22 protein-coding genes are annotated in these 25675 nt (G+C 59.5%); 12 read left to right on the top strand and 10 right to left on the bottom strand.

The window, feature by feature from the left end; translation table 11 throughout:
• Positions 1–53: 53 nt before the first annotated feature.
• Positions 54–1004: a choline ABC transporter substrate-binding protein gene (locus tag AABM55_RS27105; RefSeq protein ID WP_019694015.1), complete on the bottom strand. Its 951-nt coding sequence runs from the start codon at positions 1002–1004 to the stop codon at positions 54–56.
• A 430-nt stretch (positions 1005–1434) separates the two neighbouring features.
• Here AABM55_RS27105 and AABM55_RS27100 point away from each other — a divergent pair, with 430 nt between their 5' ends.
• Both AABM55_RS27100 and AABM55_RS27095 read left to right on the top strand, forming a co-directional pair.
• Positions 1435–2811, top strand: coding sequence for an L-serine ammonia-lyase (locus AABM55_RS27100; protein ID WP_054594389.1), 1377 nt, complete (start codon positions 1435–1437; stop codon positions 2809–2811).
• A 540-nt stretch (positions 2812–3351) separates the two neighbouring features.
• Positions 3352–4455, top strand: coding sequence for a GlxA family transcriptional regulator (locus AABM55_RS27095; protein WP_054594388.1), 1104 nt, complete (start codon positions 3352–3354; stop codon positions 4453–4455).
• A gap of 152 nt (positions 4456–4607) precedes the next feature.
• Here the strand turns inward: AABM55_RS27095 and AABM55_RS27090 are convergent, their stop codons facing one another.
• From AABM55_RS27090 to choX, 6 genes are all read right to left on the bottom strand, one after another.
• Positions 4608–4871 (bottom strand): hypothetical protein, encoded by a 264-nt coding sequence (locus AABM55_RS27090; protein WP_019694012.1) that lies wholly within the window; start codon positions 4869–4871, stop codon positions 4608–4610.
• Positions 4872–5258: 387 nt separating this feature from the next.
• Positions 5259–6422, bottom strand: coding sequence for a gamma-butyrobetaine dioxygenase (locus AABM55_RS27085; RefSeq protein ID WP_347928202.1), 1164 nt, complete (start codon positions 6420–6422; stop codon positions 5259–5261).
• Between the two features lie 21 nt (positions 6423–6443).
• Positions 6444–6920 (bottom strand): thioesterase family protein, encoded by a 477-nt coding sequence (locus AABM55_RS27080; RefSeq protein WP_347928201.1) that lies wholly within the window; start codon positions 6918–6920, stop codon positions 6444–6446.
• Between the two features lie 179 nt (positions 6921–7099).
• On the bottom strand, positions 7100–8065 hold the full coding sequence (locus tag AABM55_RS27075; RefSeq protein ID WP_054594385.1) for an L-carnitine dehydrogenase: 966 nt from the start codon (positions 8063–8065) through the stop codon (positions 7100–7102).
• Positions 8066–8280: 215 nt separating this feature from the next.
• Positions 8281–9168: a 3-keto-5-aminohexanoate cleavage protein gene (locus AABM55_RS27070; RefSeq protein WP_019694008.1), complete on the bottom strand. Its 888-nt coding sequence runs from the start codon at positions 9166–9168 to the stop codon at positions 8281–8283.
• An 86-nt stretch (positions 9169–9254) separates the two neighbouring features.
• Positions 9255–10199, bottom strand: coding sequence for a choline ABC transporter substrate-binding protein (gene choX / locus AABM55_RS27065; protein WP_054594384.1), 945 nt, complete (start codon positions 10197–10199; stop codon positions 9255–9257).
• A gap of 193 nt (positions 10200–10392) precedes the next feature.
• On the opposite strand from choX, the gene AABM55_RS27060 reads away from it, so the two are divergent.
• Both AABM55_RS27060 and AABM55_RS27055 read left to right on the top strand, forming a co-directional pair.
• The gene (locus AABM55_RS27060) at positions 10393–11352 is read left to right on the top strand and encodes a GlxA family transcriptional regulator (RefSeq protein WP_103322148.1); all 960 of its coding nucleotides are present in this window, start codon (positions 10393–10395) and stop codon (positions 11350–11352) included.
• Between the two features lie 68 nt (positions 11353–11420).
• Positions 11421–12602, top strand: coding sequence for an ATP-binding protein (locus tag AABM55_RS27055; protein WP_347928200.1), 1182 nt, complete (start codon positions 11421–11423; stop codon positions 12600–12602).
• 2 nt (positions 12603–12604) lie between these two features.
• Here AABM55_RS27055 and AABM55_RS27050 read toward each other — a convergent pair whose 3' ends face one another.
• Positions 12605–13021, bottom strand: a complete 417-nt coding sequence (locus AABM55_RS27050) for a DUF3010 family protein (RefSeq protein ID WP_347928199.1) — start codon at positions 13019–13021, stop codon at positions 12605–12607.
• A gap of 232 nt (positions 13022–13253) precedes the next feature.
• Here AABM55_RS27050 and AABM55_RS27045 point away from each other — a divergent pair, with 232 nt between their 5' ends.
• Positions 13254–14225 carry a tyrosinase family protein gene (locus AABM55_RS27045; RefSeq protein WP_347928198.1) on the top strand — a complete coding sequence of 324 codons (972 nt, stop codon included), beginning with the start codon at positions 13254–13256 and terminating at the stop codon, positions 14223–14225.
• 87 nt (positions 14226–14312) lie between these two features.
• On the opposite strand, the gene AABM55_RS27040 is transcribed toward AABM55_RS27045, so the two are convergent.
• On the bottom strand, positions 14313–14714 hold the full coding sequence (locus AABM55_RS27040) for a lysozyme inhibitor LprI family protein (RefSeq protein ID WP_347928197.1): 402 nt from the start codon (positions 14712–14714) through the stop codon (positions 14313–14315).
• A 223-nt stretch (positions 14715–14937) separates the two neighbouring features.
• On the opposite strand from AABM55_RS27040, the gene AABM55_RS27035 reads away from it, so the two are divergent.
• From AABM55_RS27035 to AABM55_RS27005, 7 genes are all read left to right on the top strand, one after another.
• Positions 14938–15915 (top strand): dipeptidase, encoded by a 978-nt coding sequence (locus AABM55_RS27035; RefSeq protein ID WP_007907542.1) that lies wholly within the window; start codon positions 14938–14940, stop codon positions 15913–15915.
• A 79-nt stretch (positions 15916–15994) separates the two neighbouring features.
• Positions 15995–16525: a DUF5943 domain-containing protein gene (locus AABM55_RS27030; protein ID WP_008033249.1), complete on the top strand. Its 531-nt coding sequence runs from the start codon at positions 15995–15997 to the stop codon at positions 16523–16525.
• 15 nt (positions 16526–16540) lie between these two features.
• The gene (dgcA, locus tag AABM55_RS27025) at positions 16541–18601 is read left to right on the top strand and encodes a dimethylglycine demethylation protein DgcA (RefSeq protein ID WP_347928196.1); all 2061 of its coding nucleotides are present in this window, start codon (positions 16541–16543) and stop codon (positions 18599–18601) included.
• Positions 18602–18811: 210 nt separating this feature from the next.
• The gene (gene dgcB / locus AABM55_RS27020) at positions 18812–20761 is read left to right on the top strand and encodes a dimethylglycine demethylation protein DgcB (RefSeq protein WP_347928195.1); all 1950 of its coding nucleotides are present in this window, start codon (positions 18812–18814) and stop codon (positions 20759–20761) included.
• Positions 20761–21981 carry an electron transfer flavoprotein subunit alpha/FixB family protein gene (locus tag AABM55_RS27015; RefSeq protein WP_347928194.1) on the top strand — a complete coding sequence of 407 codons (1221 nt, stop codon included), beginning with the start codon at positions 20761–20763 and terminating at the stop codon, positions 21979–21981. Before dgcB ends, AABM55_RS27015 begins: the two co-directional genes overlap by 1 nt.
• 15 nt (positions 21982–21996) lie before the next feature.
• Positions 21997–22767, top strand: a complete 771-nt coding sequence (locus AABM55_RS27010; RefSeq protein WP_054594377.1) for an electron transfer flavoprotein subunit beta — start codon at positions 21997–21999, stop codon at positions 22765–22767.
• Positions 22768–22788: 21 nt separating this feature from the next.
• Complete coding sequence (locus AABM55_RS27005; RefSeq protein ID WP_347928193.1) at positions 22789–23355, top strand: GNAT family N-acetyltransferase; 567 nt, start codon at positions 22789–22791, stop codon at positions 23353–23355.
• Between the two features lie 851 nt (positions 23356–24206).
• Here AABM55_RS27005 and gbcA read toward each other — a convergent pair.
• Positions 24207–25502, bottom strand: a complete 1296-nt coding sequence (gbcA, locus tag AABM55_RS27000) for a glycine-betaine demethylase subunit GbcA (RefSeq protein WP_347928192.1) — start codon at positions 25500–25502, stop codon at positions 24207–24209.
• Positions 25503–25675 lie beyond the last annotated feature (173 nt).

Genomic DNA, 25675 nt, shown 5'->3' with positions numbered 1-25675 from the left:
CGCATGCGAGGAAAAAAACAGCCCGGGCGAGCGAACTCGCCCGGCGTCAACGATTACTTTGCAAGCTTGGCTTTCACGGCTTCCAGGCCAGGTTTACCGTCAATGGTGGTCACGCCAGCGAGCCAGGTATCGAGTACCTGTGGGTTCTTTTTCAGCCAGGCCTTGGCAGCTGCTTCAGGTTTCATCTTGTCGTCCAGGATGTTGCCCATCAGCGAGCTTTCCATGTCTACGGTGAACTCCAGATTCTTCAGCAACTGGCCAACGTTGCTGCATTCCTGGGTGTAGCCCTTGCGGGTGTTGGTCAGGACTGTCGCCGCACCGAAATCCGGGCCGAAATAATCATCGCCGCCGGTGAGGTACTGGATCTTGAAGCGCTTGTTCATCGGGTGCGGTGCCCAGCCCAGGAACACCACGGCGGTATCGCGCTTCTGAGCGCGGTCGACTTGCGAGAGCATGCCGGCTTCGCTGGACTCGACCACTTTGAAACCAGCGTCTTTGAGGCCGAAGGCGTTCTTGTCGATCATACTCTGGATCAGGCGGTTGCCATCGTTACCCGGCTCGATGCCATAGATTTTGCCGTCGAGTTCTTTCTTGAATTTGGTTATATCGGCGAAGTCATGCAGGCCTTTGTCGTAAAGCGCTTGCGGTACCGCCAGGGTGTACTTGGCGCCCTTGAGGTTAGTGCGCACGGTTTCCACGGTGCCGGCATCACGGTAGGCCTTGATGTCGTTTTCCATGGTCGGCATCCAGTTGCCGAGGAACACATCCATGTTCTTGCCGTCGGCCAGGGACTTGTAGGTCACCGGCACGGAAATCATGGTGGTCTTGGTCTTGTAGCCCAGCGCGTCGAGCACGACGCTGGTGGTCGCCGTTGTGGCGGTGATGTCGGTCCAGCCGACATCGGAGAAGTTTACGGTGCTGCACTGCGCCGGTTCTGCGGCATGAGCCAGAAGCGGCAGACTCAGCATCGCGGCCAACAACAACGACGGGGAACCTATTTTCATGGGTGGACTCCTGAGTGTTTTTTTGGGCGGTGTTCTGACCGCACTTATGAGTGTTGCGGTTGGTCGGCGTATGGAGACTGCTCTACCACAGCGCCGTGCAATCGAGTCGAGACTGATCATGGACCAGTGAAATTCTGACGCCTACAGGGTGCGTCGTATCCAGTACAGGGATGGTCGCATCCAGTGTCGGTGAGGTCGTTTACAGCTTTATTCAGCGCTTTTTAGTCCTCTGAACTGTAAAAAAACGGCCAAAACATGCCGTCTGCGGCCAGCGGCGTTGGTGAGCATGGGTACGTCGGTGTGAGACGTCGAACGACATCGCAAAAGCCCGATGATGCGGTTATCTCGGCGGATCGCAGCTTGAGCGTAGCAGCTCCGTCACCGGGTGCTTTGACACCTGGAATCTGCTCATCGAGGAGTCTCGCAAGTCATGGCTATCAGTGTTTTCGACCTGTTCAAAATCGGTATTGGCCCCTCTAGTTCGCACACGGTGGGGCCTATGCGCGCTGCGGCGTTGTTCGTCGAATCGTTGCGCGAGAAGGGGCTGCTGGAGCAGGTGCACCGGATCGAAGTCCAGCTGTTCGGTTCGTTGTCGGCTACCGGCATCGGTCACGGCAGCGACAATGCGGTGATCATGGGTTTGATGGGTGAATGGCCGGACGCGATTGACCCGTCGCAAATCGGCATTCGCATCGACACCTTGCGTGAAACCCATACCCTGTTGCTCGATGGTCGCTTGCCGGTGCCCTTCATCTGGGCGCGGGACATGCGCCTGATCGATGAGAACCTGCCATTCCATCCCAATGCGATGACCCTGGTGGCTGAAGGCGAAAACGCTGAGTTGCACCGCGACACCTACTATTCAGTCGGCGGTGGCTTTGTCGTTGATGAGGCGCAGGCTTCAAGCGGCGTGGTCGACCTGGACAGCACCGTATTGCCTTACGATTTTTCCAGCGCAGCGGAGCTGCTTGCCCTGTGCAAGAAACACAACTTGCGCGTCGCCGAGTTGATGATGGCGAACGAAAAGGTCTGGCGTTCGGAAGAGGAAATCCGCAGCGGCCTGATGAAGCTCTGGCGTGCCATGCAGGACTGCGTCGAGCAGGGCCTCAAGCACGAAGGAATCCTGCCTGGTGGCCTGAATGTGCGCCGCCGCGCCGCTAAATTGCACCGCAGCCTGCAAGAGCTGAACAAGCCCAACGTGATCGGCTCGACCTTGAGCGCCATGGAGTGGGTCAACCTGTTCGCCCTCGCGGTTAACGAAGAAAATGCGGCAGGCGGGCGGATGGTCACGGCACCGACTAACGGCGCAGCGGGAATCATCCCGGCGGTGTTGCACTACTTCATGAAGTTCAGCGAGGCGGTGACGGACGCTAATGTCGTCGACTATTTCCTTGGTGCAGCAGCGGTCGGGATTCTGTGTAAAAAGAACGCCTCGATTTCCGGCGCTGAAGTCGGCTGCCAGGGCGAAGTCGGATCGGCTTGCGCGATGGCGGCGGCGGGGTTGGCGGAGATTCTTGGGGCGACGCCGGAGCAACTCTGCAACGCGGCGGAAATCGGTCTGGAGCATAACCTTGGCCTGACGTGCGATCCGGTCGGCGGGCTGGTGCAGGTGCCGTGCATCGAGCGCAACGCGATTGCCGCGGTGAAGGCGATCAATGCTGCACAAATGGCCTTGCGCGGCGACGGTCAGCACTTCATCTCGCTGGACCGGGTGATCCGCACCATGCGCGATACCGGCGCCGACATGCACGATAAATATAAAGAGACATCACGCGGTGGGTTGGCGGTCAGCGCGGTTGAGTGCTGAGATCGCAGAGCCCTGTGGCGAGGGAGCTTGCTCCCGCTGGGGCGCGAAGTGGCCCTGAATCTTTACGACTGCAGCGCCCGAGCGGGAGCAAGCTCTCTCCCTCGCCACAGTGGACCAGTCAAAACTGCGCGCTAAGTGAACACTGATCCAACTGAGCGCCACCTTTTAGCGCGTCGCAAATAGGCAACAAAAATCTCCTGCGGTCAGACGTCATTCCGGGCGCTGACCGCTCGTCACCTGTGCTTGGGGTGACACTCTTTCCCGGCACTTTTGATGCGCTTCCCAAAAGTGCTACCGATTTGCTCACACCCCGCGGGGTAGGGCATCTGCCAGCCTGATAACCCTTGCGCATCGACTGAGCTCTATAGACACATATAGACACATCGCGACGTCGTTTTCAGGAGTTATTGAATGAGCATTCAATTTTAGGCATGGCAATTGCTCTGTCATAACAAAGCCCCGTCTCACGCAAGAGAACGATGGCCATAACAAGAGCCTCCGCCTGAGGCCATCACCCGCTTTGTGTGAGGAGATACCGCGATGACGTCGTTCAACTCCGGGGCCCAACCCCAGAACCGTGCGCCTCAATCCATCGGCTTTTTGCTGCTGGACAATTTCACGCTGATTTCTCTGGCCTCTGCAGTAGAACCCCTGCGCATGGCCAACCAATTGTCCGGTCGCGAGTTGTATCGCTGGAGCACGCTCACCGTTGACGGCGGCCAGGTATGGGCCAGTGACGGCCTGCAAATCACCCCTGACGCCTCCATGCACAAAGCCCCGCCCCTGGACACCGTGATTGTCTGTGGCGGCATCGGCATTCAACGCACCGTAACCCGTGAACACGTGTCGTGGCTGCAAAGCCAGGCCCGTCAGTCGCGCCGTCTCGGAGCGGTCTGCACCGGTAGTTGGGCCCTGGCCTGCGCCGGTCTGCTGGACGGTTTCGATTGCAGCGTGCACTGGGAATGTCTGGCGTCGATGCAGGAAGCTTTCCCGCGGGTGGCGATGAGCACTCGCTTGTTCACCCTCGACCGTAACCGGTTCACCAGCTCTGGCGGCACCGCGCCACTGGACATGATGCTGCACCTGATCAGCCGCGACCACGGCCGCGAACTGTCGGCGGCGATCTCGGAAATGTTTGTCTACGAGCGCATTCGCAACGAACAGGATCACCAGCGCGTGCCGCTCAAGCACATGCTGGGCACCAATCAGCCGAAGTTGCAGGAAATCGTCGCGCTGATGGAAGCCAACCTTGAAGAGCCGATCGACCTCGATGAATTGGCGGTGTACGTCGCGGTATCACGTCGTCAGCTGGAGCGGCTGTTCCAGAAATACCTGCACTGCTCGCCGTCGCGCTACTACCTCAAGCTGCGGCTGATCCGCGCCCGGCAATTGCTCAAGCAAACGCCGATGTCGATCATCGAAGTGGCCTCGGTCTGCGGCTTCGTGTCGACCCCGCACTTCTCCAAGTGCTACCGCGAATACTTCGGCATTCCACCGCGTGACGAACGCGTCGGTTCCAACACCACCCAACAGGTGGCAATGATGCCGATCCCGCAGGCACTGGTATTGGCACCGTTGTCCGGACCGATGTCGGCGTTGAGTCAGGCGCGCAACGAGTCGACTTTCGCTAGCGTAAGGCTCTAACTGAGCGCGCTTTTGTTGCGAGGGAGCTTGCTCCCGCTGGGCTGCGTAGCAGCCCCAAATCGAAGAACGCGCAATGTCAGTCAAACGCGTTTACCGGATTTGCGACCGCTTTGCGGTCGAGCGGGAGCAAGCTCCCTCGCCACAGAGAGTGATCAGGCGCTACGGCTCTGCTGGTACAGCGCCAATGCCGGCAGCAGTTGCTTGTCGATCGCCTGGCGCACGGCGGGCAGAATAGTCGCGCTGCTGGTGTACATATCCTTGACCATTTTGCGCAGCTCATAGGCTCGCGTGTCATCCAGGCCACGTACCGCGCATTCACAGGCCTGCTCTGCAGTGGCTCCCATCGGGACTTCAAATCCGCGTGCCTTGAGCTGGCCCAACAGGTCTTCCTGGTCAATCAAATCAGCGTGCATCATGACGCAATCCTTCTTCAGGGAACGGTGTCGTGGTTCGATTCTGGTAGCGGTGATGGGGCGGGGCAAGGACGATTTGTCGCAATGGCCGCAATACCTATGAACAGGTCGTTTTCGACTAACTTGCGTGAGTGGGGAGTAGGCACACTGGATTTAGCTGGCTTCACGAAGGTTTGGTCACCCTCGCGCAACAGCTCCTCAACAGTAACTTCTGCCTCGATCCTGTCACGGCTTGATCGGGGTTTTTTTTGTCTGTGAATCAGTGTGGGTGTGTTGTCTGTGGCGACGCCATCGCGGGCAAGCCTTGCTCCTACAGGCGGGGTAATCAGATACCCTCGTAGGAGCAAGGTTTGCTCCGGGCGGCGTTCCGACGATGAACGATGACACGGTCTAGCGTTGCAACACCAAGATGCGCGAGAGCAATTCATCGCGATCGATGTAGCAGCCCTGAAAATGCCGGGCACCGCTGGTGGGGTCGAAAGCGTTACGGGCATGCAGGGTTCGGCGGTTGTCGAAGCACCACATTTCACCGGGGTTGAGACGGGTGATGAGCCGGAAACGCGCTTCGCGGGTCATGGCGATAAAGCGTCGATAGGCCCGATACAGCTTGGGCATCTGCTCGACCGAAGCATCGAACGGCCCTCGCAGGAAATTCGCCATGCGGATTTCCGACACCTGTCCCAGCGTATCGAGGGCGATGATCGGCGCCAGGCAGCGGTAGTCGCTGTGGCGGTCCTTGTTGCGAAACTCCACGGGGATCTCGCACAGCGCACGGAAGGCCTCGGGGTCTTCCTGACGCAAGGCGTCGGCAATGGCAAAACCGTCGACAAAAATGCTCTCGCCGCCGTCCGCGTCATTGACCAGGCAATGCAGGAATTGCAGCCCCGGTTGCAACTCGCGCGTCGGCAGGTCGCTGTGCAGCGGCAGGTTGAATGCGGTGTAAGCGTTGCTGTCGGCGTCGGCCTTGGATTGCACGTTGAACAGCACACCGAAATTGCTCTCGCGGATAAACGAAATCCGCTTGGCAATGTGCGTCAGTGAGCCGGGTTCGGTGGGGACGCCGCGTACTTGGGTCAGGCCGATATCGCGCAGTGCCAGAAGCCATTGCAGCAGCGCCTTGGGATCGTCCATTACCGCCTGATAGTCGAACACCGGCAGCTTCAGTTGGTTGTTCCACAACTGGCTTTTAGGTTTGCCGGCGCTGCGCTCGGCGCGGGATTCGTCGTCATAGGCGTGAGCACGTAACCAGCCGGGATCGAAGCGGCTGGTATGGCCGTCCAGCCAGTCGATAGACAGACAGCCCTGAGCATCCACTTGGGCCACGACGGGGTACAGATCTTCAGCGACATCGACGATTTCCAGCACCTGTTCACGGGTCACGGCATACACGCAAACCGGGCACGGACAGTTGTCGCGCAACCATTGATGATGAAAAGGACTGACCCGGCCATCGGCCCACTTCACCAGCACGTGATCCGCCAGGGTTTGCACGGTGGTCAATGCACTGATCAAAGGGTAACTGCGGAAGTCGGCAACAGCGGCGGCGGTGTTCATGCGAGCTCCTTGTTTTGATTGTTATTTTTCCGGCGGTAATGCGATCACGCGGCCAATATAGGCAGGGGTGGGCAGGTCCGATTGCAATGCGGTCATGGCCCGCAGTTTGTTCAGTACCGACTCGCTGAACGGTGCCGAGCGCGGCCCCGCCAGGTCGACGTGCAGCAGCATTTGTTCGTTGCCCGCCAGTTCCTGCTCTTCGCCGACCAGATGAAGGCTGTGATAGAGGTGCAGGCGTTTACGGTCATGACCAATTATTTGGGTATGCACCTCGACCTCGGCACCGAGCTTCACTTCGTGCAGGTAATTGAGGTGCAGTTCGAGGGTGAACAGCGAGTTGCCGCTGGCTTCGCGGTTGTTGCTGTCCATGCCCAGTTGATCCATCAGCGCATCGGTGGCGTAGCTGAAGATCAGCAGGTAAAACGCATCGCGCAGATGGCCGTTGTAGTCGACCCAGTCGGGGATGATTTTGGTGGTATAGGTAGTTAGGGCTGGCATGGTGCCGCTCCACAAATGTTCATGGGTTAACACATGTGGCGAGGGAGCTTGCTCCCGCTGGACTGTGTAGCAGTCTCAAAACCTGCAGTTGCGTTCTATCAGATAAAACGCCTTTACCGGTTTTTACGACCGCTTCGCGGCCGAGCGGGAGCAAGCTCCCTCGCCACAGGGTTTTGCGCTTACTCGCTGAAGGTCATGCCATGTTTGGCCTTGGTGGTCTTCACCGCCTCCAGCACCGCCAGCAAGCAATCATCACGATAGCGTTCCAGCGCTGAAATGCTGTGTTTACCCAGTTGATCGCTGGTGCCGTCGACCACGTCGTCGATCAGCTTGTCGGTCAATTCCGGTGCGGGCAGGTAAGTCCATGGCAGTTGCAACGCCGGACCGAATTGCGCCATGAAGTGCCGCATACCGGCATCGCCACCGGCCAGGGTGTAGGTCAGGAACGTGCCCATGAACGACCAGCGCAGCCCGGCGCCAAACCGAATCGCATCGTCGATTTCACCGGTGGTTGCCACGCCGTCATTGACCAGGTGCAGTGCCTCGCGCCACAGCGCTTCGAGCAGACGGTCAGCGATGAAACCCGGTACTTCCTTGCGCACATGCAGCGGGCGCATGCCCAGCGATTCGTAGACTTTCATCGCTGCCTGCACCGCTTCTGGCGCAGTGTTCTTGCCACCGACCACTTCCACCAGTGGCAGCAGGTAAACCGGGTTGAACGGATGGCCGACTACGCAGCGTTCCGGGTGGGTCGAGCCCTCGTAGAACTCGCTCGGCAACAGCCCTGAAGTGCTGGAACCGATCAGTGCATTGGGCTTGGCCGCCGCGCTGATTTTGCTGTGCAGTTCGAGTTTCAGTTCAAGGCGTTCCGGGGCGCTTTCCTGGATGAAGTCGGCATCCCGCACGCACTCTTCGATAGTGGCGACAAAGCGCAGGCGATCCTGTGATGCGCCGGGTGCCAGGCCCTGTTTCTCCAGCGCACCCCAGGCATTGGCGACACGTTTGCGCAGCGCGACTTCGGCGCCGGGCGCCGGGTCCCAGGCCACCACATCAAGGCCATGGGCGAGGGCACGGGATACCCAGCCGCTGCCGATGACACCACTGCCCAGCGCGGCGAATGTTTTGATTTCGGTAATAAAGCTCATGGTGACGTCCTAAAGAAAATCGGTGATCCAATGTGGGAGCGGGCTCTTGTGGCGAGGGGGCTTGCCCCCGTTGGGTCGCGAAGCGGCCCCAAAACCTGAAACCGCGGTGTGTCAGGCACACCGCATGCAAAGTTTTACGACTGCTTCGCAGCCGAACGGGGGCAAGCCCCCTCGCCACACAAGCTCGCACCTACAGGTGATAGGTGTGGTGTGGTTTAACCGCGCTTGGTCAGGCCCATCTTCGCCCGGCCTTCGGCTGGGGTCAGGACGCGGGCACCGAGGCGGCTGAGGATTTCGCTGGCGCGCTCGACCAGTTGGCCGTTGGTCGCCAGTACGCCGCGATCCAGCCAGATGTTGTCTTCCAGCCCGACCCGCACGTTGCCGCCCAGCAGCACCGCTTGAGCGGCCATCGGCATTTGCATGCGACCGATGCCGAACCCGGCCCAGACCGCATTGGCCGGCAGGTTGTCGACCATGGCTTTCATGGTGGTGGTGTCAGCCGGTGCGCCCCATGGGATGCCCAGGCACAGCTGGAACAGCGGGTCGTCGAGCAGGCCTTCCTTGATCAGCTGTTTGGCGAACCACAGGTGACCGGTGTCGAAGATTTCCAGCTCGGCCTTCACGCCCAGCTCTTGAATGCGTTTGGCGCCAGCGCGCAGCTGGGCCGGGGTGGAGACGTAAATGGTGTCGCCGTCGCCGAAGTTCAGGGTGCCGCAGTCGAGTGTGCAGATTTCCGGCAGCAGTTCTTCAACGTGAGCCAGACGGGTCAGCGGACCGACCAGGTCGGTGTTCGGGCCGAACTCCATCGGGTTCTCGCCAGCGCCGATTTCCAGGTCGCCACCCATGCCAGCCGTCAGGTTGACGATGATGTCGACGTCCGCTTCGCGAATACGCTCCATCACTTCACGGTAGAGCGCCACATCGCGACTGAACTTGCCGGTTTCAGGGTTGCGCACGTGGCAGTGGACCACGGTGGCGCCGGCTTTGGCGGCTTCCACGGCAGCGGCTGCGATCTGTTTCGGGGTGACCGGCACGTGTGGGCTCTTGGCGGTCGTGTCGCCAGCACCGGTGAGTGCGCAGGTGATGATGACGTCGTGGTTCATGGTGCGGTTTCCTTCAGACATGATTTTTGGGCGTAGCGGGCCCGCTCGCAGCCGAAACCGGCTGCGAAGAGGGGATTCATTCGGGTTTATTGACTGCTCAGTTGCAGGTTCTCGGCAGCCGGTTTGCCGTCGAACGTGGTCACACCTTCAAGCCAGCGTTGCTTGTCTTGTGGGTGATCCTTGAGCCATTGCTTGGCCGATTCGAAAGCGTCCTTGTGATCGAGCAGCGGTTGCATCATCCGGCTCTCGTCTTCGGCGGTGAAAGTCAGGTTGCTCAGCAAGCGGCTGACGTTCGGGCACTGGCTGGCGTAGTTCGGGGCGGTCACGGTCCAGACGGTGGCCGAGCCTTCGTTCGGACCCAGGGCGTCCTGGCTACCGGTGAGGTAGGTCATTTTCACGTTGACGTTCATCGGGTGCGGCGCCCAGCCGAAGAACACCACGGCTTCGTTGCGGCGTACGGCGCGATCGACTGCCGCGAGCATGCCGGCCTCACTGGATTCGACCAGCTGGAATTTGCCCAGGCCGAACTGGTTCTTGGCGATCATTTCCTTGATCTGGGTGTTGGCGCCCGAACCTGGCTCGATGCCGTAGATCTTGCCGCCCAGTTCTTTTTCGAACTTGGCGATGTCGGCGAAGGTTTTCAGGCCCTTGTCGGCGAGGTAGGTCGGCACGGCCAGGGTGGCACGGGCATCCTTGAGGCTCGGTTCACTCAGGACGGTCACCTGCTTGCCGGCGACAAACGGGGTGATGGTCTGGGTCATCAGCGGATTCCAGTAGCCGAGGAACATGTCCAGGCGCTGGTCGCGGATGCCGGCGAAGATGATTTGCTGGGAAGCACTGGTTTGTTTGGTCTTGTAGCCGAGGCCATCGAGCAGGACCTGGGTCATGGCGCTGGTGGCGATCACGTCGGTCCAGTTCACCACACCCATGCGCACGTTCTGGCAGGCGGCGGGGTCGGCAGCCATCGCGCCGGAACTCAAGAAAGCGGTACCACTGAGTGCGAGAACGCAGCTGCTGATCAGTCGTTTCATGGTGGGATCCTCGGCAGGTCGTTATTGTGGGTTCCGGCATCTGTCGTGCCGGTGATGTCAAGTTACGCAGCTGAACCCGGCAGAAAACGCACAGCGGCGACCAGCTCTTGCACTGCAGCGACCTGTGCTCTTGTGGCGGGGTAGTAATTGGCGTATCACCTGTTCCACGCTGCCCGCCATCCGAGTGCGCTCCATGTCCCAGGATTTCTACTTTCTGTTGATGCCGGGTTTCTCGGCCATCGGTTTCATCTCGGCGATCGAACCGCTTCGGGTGGCCAACCGCTTTCGTGGCGAGTTGTACCGCTGGCATGTGCTGAGCGCCGACGGCGGTCCGGTATTGGCCAGCAACGGCATGTCGCTCAACGCCGATGCGGCGCTGGAACCACTGAAAAAGGGCGCGACCTTGCTGGTGGTCGCGGGGTTCGAGCCGTTGAAGTTCGTCAACCCGACACTGGAGCACTGGTTGCGTCGCCTCGATCACGACGGCGTGACCCTCGGTGGCATCGACACCGGCAGTTTTGTCCTCGCCGAAGCGGGGTTGCTCGACGGCCACCGCGTGACCCTGCACTGGGAAGCCATCGACGCGTTCAAGGAGTCTTATCCACAGCTCAGCGTGACCCAGGAGCTGTTCGAGATCGACCGACGCCGCATCACCTCGGCGGGTGGCACAGCCTCTATCGACCTGATGCTTGACCTGATCGCCCAGGCTCACGGCCCCGAGTTGGCGATCCAGGTCAGCGAGCAGTTCGTGCTCGGGCGCATCCGCCCGCGCAAAGACCACCAACGCATGCAGATCGCCACGCGTTACGGCATCAGCAACAAGAAACTGGTGCACGTAATTGGCGAGATGGAACAACACAGCGAACCGCCGCTCAGCACGCTGGAACTGGCGGACTCGATCAAGGTGACGCGACGTCAGCTTGAGCGGCTGTTCCGCTTGCACCTCAACGACACGCCGAGCAACTTCTACCTGGGATTAAGACTGGAAAAGGCGAGGCAGTTGCTGCGCCAGACCGACATGAGCGTGCTGGAAGTGAGCATCGCCTGCGGGTTTGAATCGCCGTCATATTTCACCCGCAGTTATCGGACGCGGTTTGCCCGATGCCCGCGCGAGGATCGACGGCGGTTGGGGGATGGGCGGGAGGTGGTTTGACAGGCATTTACAGTGATTTATACTCTTAACTATAAATTATAGTAGTTTCAATAATTGAGTATAAAGCCATGTCGAAAAACACCGGTTTTGTATTTCGTCGCCCCAGCCTGGCTCAAAATATTGCCGATGGTTTGATGGGGACCGGAATCCAGGATTACACCTCTGGCCTGTTCCTGGCCGCGCCACGGCGTACAGGGAAAAGCACCTTCCTGCGCGAAGACCTGATACCGGAATGTGAATCCCGAGGTTGGTTGACGGTCTACGTTGATCTCTGGGCTAACAGGGACAAAGATCCTGCTGACCTGATCGCCACCGCAATTGCGGGGGCATTGGTGCCGTATGAGAAGGGCATTCGAAAACTGGCCAAGTCGATGGGCGTCGAGAAACTCAGTTTTCTGCGTACGCTGTCCTGGGATTTCAGCAAGCCACAATTGCCTGAAGGCGCGACGCTGACTCAAGCCCTGGAACTGCTGCACAACGCTGCTGGCAAGACTGTTGTGTTGGTGATCGACGAAGCACAGCATGCGTTGAGCACTGATGCGGGGGTCAACGCCATGTTCGGGCTCAAGGCCGCTCGGGACCAGCTGAATCAAGGGCGTGAAGGAGATTCCAGTGGTTTGCGCCTGGTGTTCACCGGCTCCAATCGCGACAAACTGGCTCACCTTGTGCTGAGCCGAAACCAGCCTTTCTACGGTTCCAGCATTACTCCGTTCCCACTATTGAGCAAAGCGTTCACCCAAGCCTACACCGTTCATTTGAATGCCCATTTGGCGCAGACCAACCAGTTTGTCGCTGAAGACATCGACGAGGCTTTCGAATTAGTGGGACGCCGTCCTGAAATGCTCCGGACCATTATTGGTGAGGTAGCCCTGGAACTGGGCGAAGCAAGCAATCTGAGCCAATTGCTGCGAAGCAGCGCCGAATTGTTGCGTGCCGGCGTGTGGACTGAGTTTGAAAGCGCCTGGAACGCCCTGACCGTTGCACAGCGTGCAGTACTGGAAGTCATGGTCGAGCGCTCGCAGAGCAACGAACCTTTTGCACCCTTCACCGATGCGACGTTGGTTGCGGTGACAAAAGCACTGGAAGCGATGGGCAGTGAGGTAGTGCCGGGCACACAGACCATCCAGGCGTGCATCGATGCCTTGCGTGAAAAGGAACTGGTCTGGAAATCGAATCGCGGCGCTTACGCGCTTGAGGACAAATCGTTTGCCGACTGGCTCAAGCACTATCGCGCCCAGAAGGCTCAGTAAGCCTACTTCTTCATCAACCCGGAGCATGCCGCCTTGTACGCCTCATGCTGATACTTGTTCAGCGTCGCCGGCAGTGCAAAGTCGAACTTCTTGTTCTGCGCGTTGATGGTCTGCGGTGACAGCAGTGTCACTTCGCAGTTGTCCAGCAACTGGAAAACCCCTTCGATCTTGAAGGTGGTCGGGCCGCCGGCGAACTCGCCTTTTTTACTGCGCTTCTTGATTGCGATGCGCTCGATGCCGTTGTCACGAACAAAGGTGCCGACCTGCGCGGCGAAGGCTTTGACGTTGGCGGCTTCGTCATCGTCGTCGAGGGCGATTTTCTTGGTGTTCAGGGTGACATGAGTCAGCACCTGATTGTCGAGGGAGGCAACGGCGAAGATCGCCTCGCTACCTTTGATTTCGATGCCACAGATTTTCATGAGAAGCCTTGAGTCAGGAGAGCGTCAGAGGAATGCGTGAATGGTGACCTACTTGAGCGGTGCAGTCACCCTGATGCAGCCCCTTTCGAACCGGTCCTGCCATTGGTCATAAAGTGCCCGCACCTGTTATTTCTGACAGTAGACCCCGTGTCATCCTGGTACCTACATTGGACAGCAGGCACCGAGCAGTTTCGAACCCATTGGATGGCACATCTGCCGAGGGAACTGAGCAATGATCGTAAGAAAAAACGTCCGTTCACTGTCACCAAATGAAAGGGCCGGTTTTATCAATAGCGTGCTGACGCTCAAGCGCAGGGGCGGTTACGACAAGTACGTCCATTGGCACCACGCTGTCATGGTCCCCACGGTTCACTCCTATGAACCCCGAGACCCCACCTATCGCAACGGAGCTCATTTGGGCCCGTCGTTTCTGCCTTGGCACCGGGAAATGCTGATGCAGTTCGAAGCTGATCTGCACGCCATCGATCCAAATGTCGCATTGCCTTATTGGGATTGGACTGAAGACGCCAATGACCCTGAAAACTCGCCGATCTGGGCGGATGACTTCATGGGTGGCAACGGTGATTCCACTGATCACTGGAGGGTGACCCGTGGAGCCTTTGCTCATCAATACGGCAACTGGCCGGTGCCTGCATACCCCGAGGATAATTTGCCAGAGCCCGGACTCAAGCGTCAGTTCGGGCTCCTGGTCGCCTCACTGCCAACTTCTGCCGATGTAGGCGTGGCGATGCGCGAAAGGTTGTACGACACGCCGCCCTATAATTCCGGACCTTACACGCGTGGTTTCAGGAATCGGCTGGAGGGTTGGGTGACTCAGCGGGGCGACCCACAAGTCACGACACCGGGCTCACAACTGCATAATCGTGTCCATTTGTGGATCGGCGGCAACATGTTGGCGATGACTTCACCAGAGGATCCGGTGTTCTTCCTGCACCATTGTTTTGTCGACAAAGTCTGGGCTGACTGGCAAGCCGAGATGGCAAAGTACAACGGTGAATGGGCGCCGCATTACGCGCCGATGGAAAACGGTCCCCCGGGCCACAACTACGAAGACGTGCTCAAGCCTTGGCAGCGCAAGATCAGCGAGGTTATGGACATTACCGTGTTGGGTTATCGCTATGAGCAGTCTACGAGTGCACTGGTGATGCCTGAGCGCGCGTTCAAATCACCATTCGAGGCTTGAGCTGACAGCAGGTGTTCGCGTGGCTGTGAGAGCACGTTAACGCCCGGTTGCAGTGACAGGCTTAAAGCCTCTGCTTCGAGCCTTGTGTCATTGCTGCCCGATCGACTCCAGGAACTCCGACCGTTCGTCGCTCTTGCTCGCCAGGCAATCGTTCAGGTCCATGGTGTAGGTCTTGCTGCCTACCGCTGCAGGGAACGCTGCAATCGCGCAATCGGCATCCCGCGATTTCATCCAGAGCTGCTCGGCGGTCTGGAGTTTGCTGGTGATGTCTGCCAACTGCGCCTTGTTGTTCGCGTATTGGGTTTTCATCCGATCCAGTAAGCCCTGGAAATTGTCCTTGAGCAGTTGTTCGGCGGTGTTTTTGCTATAGGTCGAGCATTCCAGGGTCTGGACGTCGTTTTCGACCGCATCGCACGGGTTTTTGTCGGCTTCTTCTGCCGCCTGTACGCCGGTCGCTATCAGTGCCAAAGCCAGGAAGATCGATTTCATTGCGTAGCCGCCCCTTGTTCCAGTGATGCGGCGAATTCTGGCCCAACTATTCGGGAAAGAACAGGAGGGCAAAGGGCCTGCGGTGAGACCCTTTGTCGCGTATTGACGCTTTCGGCAATTCCCCTGTCGTTTTTGCACCCGGCTGCCCCGTCCCTCAAGCATATGCTGACCCAAAGCGCCGGCAGACGATTCGGCGCATGAATCGCTAATAGGGGACTGCCTGATGAGCCCAGCCGAATTGCACGCCGACAGCATCGTTATCGACGGGCTGATTATTGCCAAGTGGAACCGCGAGCTGTTTGAAGATATGCGCAAAGGCGGCTTGACCGCGGCCAACTGCACCGTGTCGGTGTGGGAGGGGTTCCAGGCAACCGTCAACAACATCGCCGCCAGCCAGAAGCTGATTCGCGAGAACAGCGACCTGGTGATTCCGGTGCGCACCACCGCCGACATCCGCAAAGCCAAGGAGCAGGGCAAGACCGGCATCCTGTTCGGCTTCCAGAATGCTCACGCCTTCGAAGACCAGATCGGCTATGTCGAGGTCTTCAAGCAGCTGGGCGTCGGTATTGTGCAGATGTGCTACAACACCCAGAACCTGGTCGGTACCGGTTGCTACGAGCGCGATGGCGGCCTGTCGGGTTTCGGTCGTGAAATCGTTGCCGAGATGAACCGCGTCGGCGTCATGTGCGACCTGTCCCACGTCGGCTCGAAGACTTCCGAAGAAGTCATCCTCGAATCCAAGAAGCCGGTGTGCTACTCCCATTGCCTGCCGTCGGGTCTGAAAGTGCACCCGCGCAACAAGTCCGATGAAGAACTGAAGTTCATCGCCGATCACGGCGGTTTCGTCGGCGTGACCATGTTCGCGCCGTTCCTGGCCAAGGGTATCGATTCGACCATCGACGATTACGCCGAAGCCATCGAATACACCATGAACATCGTCGGCGAAGACGCCATCGGCATCGGCACCGACTTCACCCAGGGCCATGGCCAGGATTTCTTCGAATACCTGACCCATGACAAGGGCTACGCCCGCCGTCTGACCAGCTTCGGCAAGATCATCAACCCGCTGGGCATCCGCACCGTGGGCGAGTTCCCGAACCTGACCGAGACGCTGCTCAAGCGCGGCCATTCCGAGCGCGTAGTGCGCAAGATCATGGGCGAAAACTGGGTCAACGTCCTCAAGGACGTCTGGGGCGAATAAGCCGCCGTACCTCTGAATCCTTTCCCGCTGCCACCCGAGCCGCGGGCAACACAAAAAATTTTCTGGAGTTTAAGTTTCCATGGCCAAGATCGCCCCGCAACTGCCAATCGAAGTCGACAGCGAAACCGGTGTCTGGACCTCTGACGCCCTGCCGATGCTGTATGTGCCGCGTCACTTCTTCGTCAACAACCACATGGGCATCGAGGAAGTGCTGGGCGCTGACGCCTATGCCGAGATCCTCTACAAGGCTGGCTACAAGTCCGCCTGGCACTGGTGTGAAAAGGAAGCTGAATGCCACGGCCTGGAAGGCGTTGCGGTGTTCGAGCACTACATGAAGCGCCTGTCGCAACGTGGCTGGGGCCTGTTCAAGATCCAGGACATCGACCTCGACAAAGGCACTGCCAGCGTCAAGCTCGAGCACTCGGCATTCGTCTACGTCTACGGCAAGGTCGGACGCAAGGTCGACTACATGTTCACTGGCTGGTTTGCCGGTGCCATGGATCAGATCCTGCAAGCGCGCGGCAGCAAGATTCGCACCGTCGCCGAACAGGTTTACGGTGGCTCCGAAGAAGGCCACGACGACGGCTTGTTCACCGTCAAGCCGTTGTAAGTCGAGGATCCTGCCATGGCTTTCGAAGCAATGTTCCAGCCGATTCAAATCGGCAAACTGACCATCCGCAACCGCGTGCTCAGCACCGCGCACGCCGAGGTTTACGCCACCGACGGCGGCATGACCACCGATCGGTACGTGAAGTACTACGAAGAGAAAGCCAAGGGCGGGATCGGCCTGGCGATTTGCGGCGGTTCTTCCAGCGTGGCCATCGACAGCCCGCAAGGCTGGTGGAAATCGGTCAACCTGGCCGACGACCGGATTATTCCGCACTTCCAGAACCTGGCCGATGCCATGCACAAGCATGGCGCCAAGATCATGATCCAGATTACCCACATGGGCCGTCGCTCACGTTGGGATGGCGAGCACTGGCCGACCCTGCTGTCGCCGTCGGGCATCCGTGAACCGGTGCACCGCGCGACCTGCAAAACCATCGAGCCGGAAGAAATCTGGCGGGTGATCGGCAACTACGCCAGTGCTGCTGCGCGTGCCAAGGCCGGTGGCCTGGACGGCGTTGAACTGTCGGCAGTGCACCAGCACATGATCGACCAGTTCTGGAGCCCGCGCGTCAACAAACGTACCGACGAATGGGGCGGCAGCTTCGAGAACCGCATGCGTTTCGGCCTGGAAGTGATCAAGGCTGTGCGCAAGGAAGTCGGTCCGGATTTCTGCGTCGGCATCCGTATCTGCGGTGATGAATTCCACCCTGATGGCCTGAGCCATGAGGACATGAAGCAGATCGCCAAGTACTACGACGACACCGGCATGATCGACTTCATCGGCGTCGTGGGCTCGGGGTGCGATACCCACAACACCCTGGCTAACGTTATTCCCAACATGAGTTATCCACCGGAGCCGTTCCTGCACTTGGCGGCCGGTATCAAGGAAGTGGTCAAGGCCCCGGTTCTGCACGCGCAGAACATCAAGGACCCGAACCAGGCAACACGTATTCTGGAAGGCGGTTACGTCGACATGGTCGGCATGACCCGTGCGCACATCGCCGACCCGCACCTGATCGCCAAGATCAAGATGGGTCAGATCGACCAGATCAAACAATGCGTGGGTGCCAACTACTGCATCGACCGTCAGTACCAGGGTCTGGACGTGCTGTGCATCCAGAACGCCGCGACCTCCCGTGAATACATGGGCGTACCGCACATCATCGAGAAATCGACCGGTGTGAAACGTAAAGTCGTGGTGGTCGGTGCCGGCCCTGCCGGGATGGAAGCGGCGCGTGTAGCCGCCGAACGTGGCCACGACGTGACCCTGTTCGAGAAGAAAGAGTTCATCGGCGGACAGATCACTACCGCCTCGAAAGCCCCGCAACGGGACCAGATCGCCGGTATCACCCGTTGGTTCCAGCTGGAACTGGCGCGTTTGAAAGTCGACCTGCGCCTGGGCGTAGCCGCTGACGCGGCGACCATTCTCGACCTGCGTCCGGACATCGTGGTGCTCGCCGTTGGCGGTCACCCGTTCCTGGAACAGAACGAACACTGGGGTGCGGCTGAAGGCCTGGTAGTCAGCAGCTGGGACGTGCTCGACGGCAAGGTTGCACCGGGCAAGAACGTGCTGGTCTACGACACCATTTGCGAGTTCACCGGGATGTCGGTTGCCGACTACCTCGCGGACAAGGGCAGCCAGGTCGAGATCGTCACCGACGACATCAAGCCGGGCGTGGCCATCGGCGGTACGTCGTTCCCGACGTACTACCGCAGCATGTACCCGAAAGAAGTGATCATGACCGGCGACATGATGCTCGATAAGGTCTACCGCGAAGGCGACAAGCTGGTGGCGGTGCTGGAAAACGAATACACCGGCGCCAAAGAGGAGCGGGTGGTTGACCAGGTCGTGGTCGAGAACGGCGTGCGGCCGGACGAAGAAATCTACTACGCACTGAAGGAAGGCTCGCGCAACAAAGGCCAGATGGATATCGAAGCCCTGTTCGCGATCAAGCCTCAGCCTTCGCTGAGCCAGGCGGGTGACGGCTACTTGCTGTTCCGCATCGGTGACTGCGTGGCCCAGCGCAACACGCACGCGGCGATCTACGACGCGTTGCGGTTGTGCAAGGATTTCTAACGGATTTACCACCATCACCTGTGGCGAGGGAGCTTGCTCCCGCTGGGCTGCGAAGCAGCCCCAAAACCTGCAGTCGAGGTGTATCAGGTGTACACCTGAGACTGTTTTGGGAGCGCTTCGCACTCCAGCGGGAGCAAGCTCCCTCGCCACAAGTAGGTGCGTCGCTCTCATCGGCACGCACATGACCCCGAGGTCTTTGGGAGCTCCACCATGTTAAACACCCTTCTTCCCATCCTGCTGTTTGCCGCCCTGGGCCTGGCTGTCCTGGGCGCGTTGCGGCGGGTGGCCATGTGGCGCCGGGGCCGTGCGTCCAAGGTCGATCTGATCGGCGGCCTGCTGGCCATGCCCAAACGCTACATGGTCGACTTGCACCACGTGGTGGCGCGGGACAAATACATCGCCAACACCCACGTTGCCACGGCGGGTGGCGCGGTGGCGTCCATCGTGTTGGCGATCCTGGTTCACGGTTTTGGCCTGCATAACCGCTTCCTCGGTTATGCACTGTTGTTGATGACGGCAGTGATGTTCGTCGGTGCGATCTTTGTTTACCTGCGTCGGCGCAACCCGCCGGCGCGTTTATCCAAAGGTCCGTGGATGCGCCTGCCGAAAAGTTTGCTGGCCTTCTCGGCGTCGTTCTTCCTGGTGACCCTGCCGGTGGCGGGCATCCTTCCGGAAGACTTCGGCGGTTGGCTGTTGGCGGCGATCCTCGGTGTCGGCGTGCTGTGGGGCGTGTCTGAGTTGTTCTTCGGCATGACCTGGGGCGGGCCGATGAAGCACGCCTTTGCCGGTGCCTTGCACCTGGCTTGGCACCGTCGCGCCGAACGTTTTGGTGGTGGTCGTTCTACAGGTCTTAAACCGCTTGACCTGAACGATCCGCAAGCCCCCTTGGGCGTGGAAAAGCCCAAGGATTTTACCTGGAACCAACTGCTCGGCTTCGACGCTTGCGTGCAGTGCGGTAAATGCGAAGCCGCGTGCCCGGCGTTTGCCGCTGGCCAGCCGCTGAACCCGAAAAAACTGATTCAGGACATGGTCGTCGGCCTGGCTGGCGGCACCGATGCCAAGTTCGCTGGCAGTCCTTATCCAGGTAAAGCTATCGGTGAACACGCGGGTAATCCGCATCAACCGATCGTCAACGGTCTGGTGGACGCTGAAACCCTGTGGTCTTGCACCACTTGCCGTGCCTGCGTTGAAGAATGCCCGATGATGATCGAGCACGTTGACGCCATCGTCGACATGCGCCGCCATCTGACCCTGGAAAAAGGCGCGACCCCGAACAAGGGCGCCGAAGTCCTGGAAAATCTGATTGCCACCGACAACCCGGGCGGTTTCGCTCCGGGCGGGCGGATGAACTGGGCGGCGGACCTGAACCTGACACTGCTCAGCGAGAAGAAATCCACCGACGTGCTGTTCTGGGTTGGCGACGGTGCGTTCGACATGCGCAACCAGCGCACCTTGCGTGCCTTCGTCAAAGTGCTGAAAGCCGCGAAAGTCGACTTTGCCGTGCTCGGTCTTGAAGAGCGTGACAGCGGTGACGTGGCTCGCCGTCTGGGCGACGAAGCGACCTTCCAGCTGTTGGCCAAACGCAACATCCAGACTTTGGCCAAATACAGCTTCAACCGCATCGTCACCTGCGATCCGCACAGCTTCCACGTGCTGAAGAACGAATACGGTGCCTTCGATGGCAACTACCTGGTGCAGCACCACAGCACCTACATGGCGGAAATCATCGACGCTGGCGCACTCAATCTGGGTCAGCACAAAGGCGACAGCGTGACCTATCACGATCCGTGCTACCTCGGCCGCTACAACGGCGAATACGAGGCACCGCGCCAGGTACTGCGTGCGCTGGGGATCGAGGTCAAGGAAATGCAACGTTCCGGTTTCCGCTCGCGCTGCTGCGGCGGTGGCGGCGGTGCGCCGATCACTGACATCCCGGGCAAGCAACGGATCCCCGACATGCGCATGGACGACATTCGTGAAACCGGTGCCGAGCTGGTGGCCGTGGGTTGCCCACAGTGCACCGCGATGCTCGAAGGCGTGGTCGAACCACGACCGCTGATCAAGGACATTGCCGAACTGGTGGCCGACGCGCTGCTCGAAGACGCGGCGCCCAGCAAGTCACCGGCACCGATTAAACGTCAACCCGCGGAGGCCCACTGATGAGCGACATTATCCGCCGCGATCCGCGCGCTGAATGGATCGCCCGCAACCGTCTGCATCCGCTGCATGCCGCCATGCAACCGGTGGAACACAGCTGGATGGGCCCCAACGGGATCATTCGCAAGAATCCTCACGGCATTGGTTTCATCGGCCCCAATGGCATCAAGCGGATTGACCGCAGTGGTGCACAGCAGGGCGGGGCGACCAAGCGTACGGCCGCCGTTGAAGTGCAATTGCCGCTGCATCAGGTGGCGACACCTGCGTTCTACATCAGCGTGGTGCCGGACATGGTTGGCGGCCGTTTGAGCAGCCACGACCGCGACTTGCTGGGCCTGGCCCATCAACTGGCCGGCAAGGACGGTGCAGTGCTGGCGGTGGTCTTTGGCGAACACAAGGAAAACGCCTTCGCCACCGCAGGCGTCGACCGCCTTCTGGTGCTGGATGGCGAAGAATTCGAAGGTTATGCACCGGAACAGCGGGTGCAGGGTCTACGGGCTGTGGATAACCAGTTCAGCCCTCGTCACTGGCTGCTGCCGGACAGCCGCACCGGTGGCGGTGAGCTGGGTCGGCGCTTTGCCGCGGCACTCGGCGAACGCCCGGCCACGCGGGTCTGGCAGGTCAAGGATCAGGAGTGCATCGGCCGCGCCGGTGCCGGTCTGCAAGACTTGGCGCGCCCTGTTGCACGGTTGATTCTGGCGGCGGTGGAATGCGCCGAACCGGTCAGCGAAACCCGTCACGAAGCGTTGCCGGTGGAGTTATCCACAACGGTTGCGCGCAGCCTGTCGCGGATCGAGGACCTGGGCGCGGTAGCGGTCGACCCGGCAGCGATTCCCATGGCCGAAGCCGAGTTCATCTTCTCGGGCGGCAACGGGGTCAAGGACTGGAACCTTTTCCACAGGACCGCAGCAGCCCTCGGCGCGACCGAAGGCGCATCGCGGGTGGCGGTGGACGATGGCTTCATGGCCCGCGACCGTCAGGTCGGCGCCAGCGGCACCTGGGTCACGGCGCGGGTCTACGTGGCAGTGGGGATTTCCGGGGCGATCCAGCACCTGCAAGGCATCGGCGCCTGCGACAAGGTGGTGGCGATCAACCTCGATCCTGGCTGCGACATGATCAAGCGCGCCGACCTGTCGGTGATAGGTGAAAGCGCAGAAATTCTTCAGGCCTTGATCGCGGCGGTAGAGGCTTACCGCAACGACGCCAAGCGCGATGCGGCTTAAGAGAAGGAAAGGGTTATGAGTACTCATGTAATCAGCCTGGTGTCGATCGGCGCCCACCCGACCTCGGGCCGGCCACGCCGCGCCGAGCAGGATGCGCGGGCGGTTGAACTCGGTCTGCAACTGGCTGGGGATAACCTGCAAGTGCTGCACGCCGGTGATGTCGAGGAACCTGCGCTGCGGGCTTACCTGGGCATGGGCCTGGAACAGCTGCTTGTGCTCGAACAGCCCCAAGGCGCCGATGCGCTGCCAGCGTTGAGCGCTTATCTGCGCGATGCCGGGGCGCAGGTGGTGCTGACCGGCAGTCAGGCGGAAACCGGTGAAGGCTCGGGCATGTTGCCGTTCCTGCTGGCGGAAAGCCTGGGTTGGCCGCTGGTGGTCGGACTGGCGCAGGTCGAGTCCATCGACGGCAATTCGGCCTTAGTGCTGCAAGCCTTGCCGCGTGGCCAGCGTCGACGTTTGAAAGTGCGCCTGCCGTTTCTCGCCACGGTGGATAACGCCGCGCCCAAGCCTCGGCAAAGTGCCTTCGGCCCGGCTCGGCGCGGTGTGTTGCACGCCGAAGACGTTGAGATTATCAACGATGAATTGCTCGCGGTTGCAACGTTGCAACCGGCCAAGCCACGGCCAAAACGCCTGAAAGTGATCAAGGCCAAGAGCGGCGCCGACCGGATGAAAGCTGCAACAGCCAAGGCCAGCGGCGGCGGTGGGCAAGTGCTCAAGGGCTTGAGTGCCGAGGCTGGGGCTGAGGCGATTCTCAAGTTGCTGATTGAAGAAGGCGTGGTTCGCTAACGGTCCTGTGGAGCCCGGTAAATGGCAGTTGAATTTCGTTCGGCCCTGCGCACGGATGCGCGGGAGATTGCTCGCCTGTTTCAGATTTCATCGGAAGGCGCCGCGGATTACATCTGGAGCCAGCTGGCGGAGCCCGGCCAGGACCTGCTGGATGTCGGTGCCAGTCGCTACGCCCGTGAAGATGTGGATTTCTCCTATCAAAACTGCCTGATCGCGCAGGCAGAGGGCAAGGTCATTGGCATGCTGCACAGCTATGTGATGCGTCACGATCCGCTGGCCGCTCCCGTCACCGATCCGGTCCTGGCGCCGTATGCCAAGCTGGAAATCCCCGACACCCTCTACATATCGAGCCTGGCGCTGCATGAGGGCTGGCGCAACCAGGGCCTGGGCCAACAATTCCTCGCCTACGCTTACGACCGTGCCAACCAGTTGGGGCTCAATGGCTTGAGCCTGATCGACTACGCGGCGAACACCGGCGCCCGTCGGTTTTACGAGCGACATGGCTTCCGTGTCGTCGATAGCTGCCAGATCACACCCCATCCGATGATTCGGGTCACGGGTGAAGCCTATTTGATGTATCGGCCTTAAGGCATCAACCAAGTTCCTGTGGGAGCAAACCTGCTCCCACAGGGCTGATGTATTTACCCACAATCCCTGTTAGCGCTTCTGTGGATAACATGTTCACCCCTCGCTACACCCCACGCATCTCAAGCCCTGCAAGCCCTTGTACGAAAAACAACCAGCCTAACCCCTCGTTTTTTCGAGCTTTTTTCAGTGGATAAGGGCATGTGTAGCTCACGACTTGCCCCCAATCTCTGTTGGCGCTTCTGTGGATAAGATGTTTGCTGTCCGCTGTAAGCCATACAGGTCGTGGCTTTCAAGCTTCTGGTTAATAAATGACCAAATGCTGGGTTCTGCCCTCCGCTGACTGTTCAAACCCACGAAATATGCAGCCTGGACGTGGTTTTCCACAGCGCACTGAATAGTTTGCACAGTTGCCCCCAAAGTCTGTTGGCGCTTCTGTGGATAAGGTGTTTGCGATCCTCTGTGAGCCATGAGTAACGTGGCTTGCAGGCTTCTGATCAAAAAACAGCCAATGGCTGTCGAAAACCGATCAATTGAATAAGTCACGGATTTTCTTCAGTTTCTGTGGAGAAAACTTCCGGCCTTTCCACAGTTGTCCCCATTAGCTGTGGGTGGAGGTGTGGATAACTTGTTCGCGGAAGGCTGTACGCCACGTTCCATATAGGCTGGAACGCGATAGATCATATTTCGTACAGTTCTAAAGACCAGGGGTGTGTATTCAGGGGAGGGATGTAGTGACAGGTAGGACGCTATCGCGAGCAAGCTCGTTCCCACATTGAATGATGGTGTTCGCAGCATTTGTGAACACCACCAATCCCTTGTGGGAGCGAGCCTGCTCGCGATGCTTTTGGATCTTAACCGTGAACCGGCACGCCCTTGAGGTAAGGCGCAGGTTCTGCACCCAGGTTGTTCAACAGGCGCTCGCTGTACCAATCGACAAAGTTCACCACACCGAACTCGTAAGTCTTGGAGTACGGGCCTGGCTGGTACGCCGTGGAGTTGATCCCGCGCTGGTTCTCTTCGGCCAGGCGACGGTCTTCGTTGTTGGTCGCATCCCAGACTTCACGCATGCGCTCGACGTCGTAATCCACACCTTCGACAGCGTCCTTGTGCACCAGCCATTTGGTGGTGACCATGGTTTCCTGCGCGCTGATCGGCCACACGGTGAACACAATGATGTGATCGCCCATGCAGTGGTTCCACGAGTGCGGCAGGTGCAGGATGCGCATCGAGCCCAGGTCCGGGTTCTGGATCCGGCCCATGAGTTTCTTGCAGGCTTGCTTACCGTCGAGGGTCATCGACACGGTGCCCTTGAGCAGCGGCATACGCACGATGCGGTTACGCAGGCCGAAGCTGGCGTGTGCGTAAGGAATCTTCTCGGCTTCCCAGGCAGCGGCAGAAGCGGCTACGTGGTCCTTGAACGCCTGGTCGGCACGCGGGTCGGTGACGTCGTCCCATTCCAGCAGGGTTTTCAGCAGTGCCGGGTGCGACGCGTTGCAGTGGTAGCACTCGCGGTTGTTTTCCAGCACCAGTTTCCAGTTCGCCTGTTCCACCAGGGTGGTTTGCACCGCCACCTTGGTGTTCTCCATGTCGTACGGTTCCATGTAATGGTTCAGTGTCGACAGGAAGTCATCGATGGCCGGCGGGTTTTCCGCGAGGCTGACGAAGATGTAGCCGCCAGCGGTCTTCACGTTGACCGGTTTCAGGCCGTACTGCTTCATGTCGAAGTCGTCGCCCATCTCGGAGCCGGCGAACAGCAGGCGCCCGTCGAGTTCGTAGGTCCACTGGTGGTAATGGCAGACCAGCTTGGCGACTTTGCCTTTTTCGCTGGTGCACAGACGCGAGCCACGGTGACGGCAGACGTTATGGAAGGCATGGACCACGCCTTCTGCGCCGCGAATCACAATGATCGGGTTCTTGCCGATCTGCAGGGTCAGGAAGTTGCCCTTGGTCGGGATTTCGCAGGTCATGCCGGCGATCAACCACTCTTTCTGGAAGATCTCCTGCATGTCGATATCGAACAACCGCTCATCAGAGTAGAACGGCTGTGGCAGCGAAAATGTACGCTCGCGCTCATGCAGCATCTGCGCGGTGGCCTTGCGTGCGGGTTCCAGTGGATCGCCCAAGCTCAAGGTAGTGGTGACGTCCATCGTTTAAGTCCTCATGGCCATCTGTGTGGCCGGCGAATAGTGGCTACGGTTAGTGCAACGCAAGGCAGAAAACAGCGTTTATCTGTTGAAGCGAGTGTGGGGCCGGCGCAGGCTGGAACCTTATCCATGGGCGACATGGCCCAATCTGTTCCCGACGCTCAACCCCCGGTGGT

This window comes from Pseudomonas helvetica (assembly GCF_039908645.1).
Taxonomy (GTDB): domain Bacteria; phylum Pseudomonadota; class Gammaproteobacteria; order Pseudomonadales; family Pseudomonadaceae; genus Aquipseudomonas; species Aquipseudomonas helvetica.
The sequence above is the reverse complement of the archived record's forward strand: the minus strand, read 5'-3'. Positions and strand labels throughout refer to the sequence as shown.

Bases quoted from the DNA above. Each gene is read 5' to 3' on its own strand.
- AABM55_RS27105 (WP_019694015.1), bottom strand. From the start codon at position 1,004: ATGAAAATAGGTTCCCCGTCGTTGTTGTTGGCCGCGATGCTGAGTCTG.
- AABM55_RS27100 (WP_054594389.1), top strand. From the start codon at position 1,435: ATGGCTATCAGTGTTTTCGACCTGTTCAAAATCGGTATTGGCCCCTCT.
- AABM55_RS27095 (WP_054594388.1), top strand. From the start codon at position 3,352: ATGACGTCGTTCAACTCCGGGGCCCAACCCCAGAACCGTGCGCCTCAA.
- AABM55_RS27090 (WP_019694012.1), bottom strand. From the start codon at position 4,871: ATGATGCACGCTGATTTGATTGACCAGGAAGACCTGTTGGGCCAGCTC.
- AABM55_RS27085 (WP_347928202.1), bottom strand. From the start codon at position 6,422: ATGAACACCGCCGCCGCTGTTGCCGACTTCCGCAGTTACCCTTTGATC.
- AABM55_RS27080 (WP_347928201.1), bottom strand. From the start codon at position 6,920: ATGCCAGCCCTAACTACCTATACCACCAAAATCATCCCCGACTGGGTC.
- AABM55_RS27075 (WP_054594385.1), bottom strand. From the start codon at position 8,065: ATGAGCTTTATTACCGAAATCAAAACATTCGCCGCGCTGGGCAGTGGT.
- AABM55_RS27070 (WP_019694008.1), bottom strand. From the start codon at position 9,168: ATGAACCACGACGTCATCATCACCTGCGCACTCACCGGTGCTGGCGAC.
- choX (WP_054594384.1), bottom strand. From the start codon at position 10,199: ATGAAACGACTGATCAGCAGCTGCGTTCTCGCACTCAGTGGTACCGCT.
- AABM55_RS27060 (WP_103322148.1), top strand. From the start codon at position 10,393: ATGTCCCAGGATTTCTACTTTCTGTTGATGCCGGGTTTCTCGGCCATC.
- AABM55_RS27055 (WP_347928200.1), top strand. From the start codon at position 11,421: ATGTCGAAAAACACCGGTTTTGTATTTCGTCGCCCCAGCCTGGCTCAA.
- AABM55_RS27050 (WP_347928199.1), bottom strand. From the start codon at position 13,021: ATGAAAATCTGTGGCATCGAAATCAAAGGTAGCGAGGCGATCTTCGCC.
- AABM55_RS27045 (WP_347928198.1), top strand. From the start codon at position 13,254: ATGATCGTAAGAAAAAACGTCCGTTCACTGTCACCAAATGAAAGGGCC.
- AABM55_RS27040 (WP_347928197.1), bottom strand. From the start codon at position 14,714: ATGAAATCGATCTTCCTGGCTTTGGCACTGATAGCGACCGGCGTACAG.
- AABM55_RS27035 (WP_007907542.1), top strand. From the start codon at position 14,938: ATGAGCCCAGCCGAATTGCACGCCGACAGCATCGTTATCGACGGGCTG.
- AABM55_RS27030 (WP_008033249.1), top strand. From the start codon at position 15,995: ATGGCCAAGATCGCCCCGCAACTGCCAATCGAAGTCGACAGCGAAACC.
- dgcA (WP_347928196.1), top strand. From the start codon at position 16,541: ATGGCTTTCGAAGCAATGTTCCAGCCGATTCAAATCGGCAAACTGACC.
- dgcB (WP_347928195.1), top strand. From the start codon at position 18,812: ATGTTAAACACCCTTCTTCCCATCCTGCTGTTTGCCGCCCTGGGCCTG.
- AABM55_RS27015 (WP_347928194.1), top strand. From the start codon at position 20,761: ATGAGCGACATTATCCGCCGCGATCCGCGCGCTGAATGGATCGCCCGC.
- AABM55_RS27010 (WP_054594377.1), top strand. From the start codon at position 21,997: ATGAGTACTCATGTAATCAGCCTGGTGTCGATCGGCGCCCACCCGACC.
- AABM55_RS27005 (WP_347928193.1), top strand. From the start codon at position 22,789: ATGGCAGTTGAATTTCGTTCGGCCCTGCGCACGGATGCGCGGGAGATT.
- gbcA (WP_347928192.1), bottom strand. From the start codon at position 25,502: ATGGACGTCACCACTACCTTGAGCTTGGGCGATCCACTGGAACCCGCA.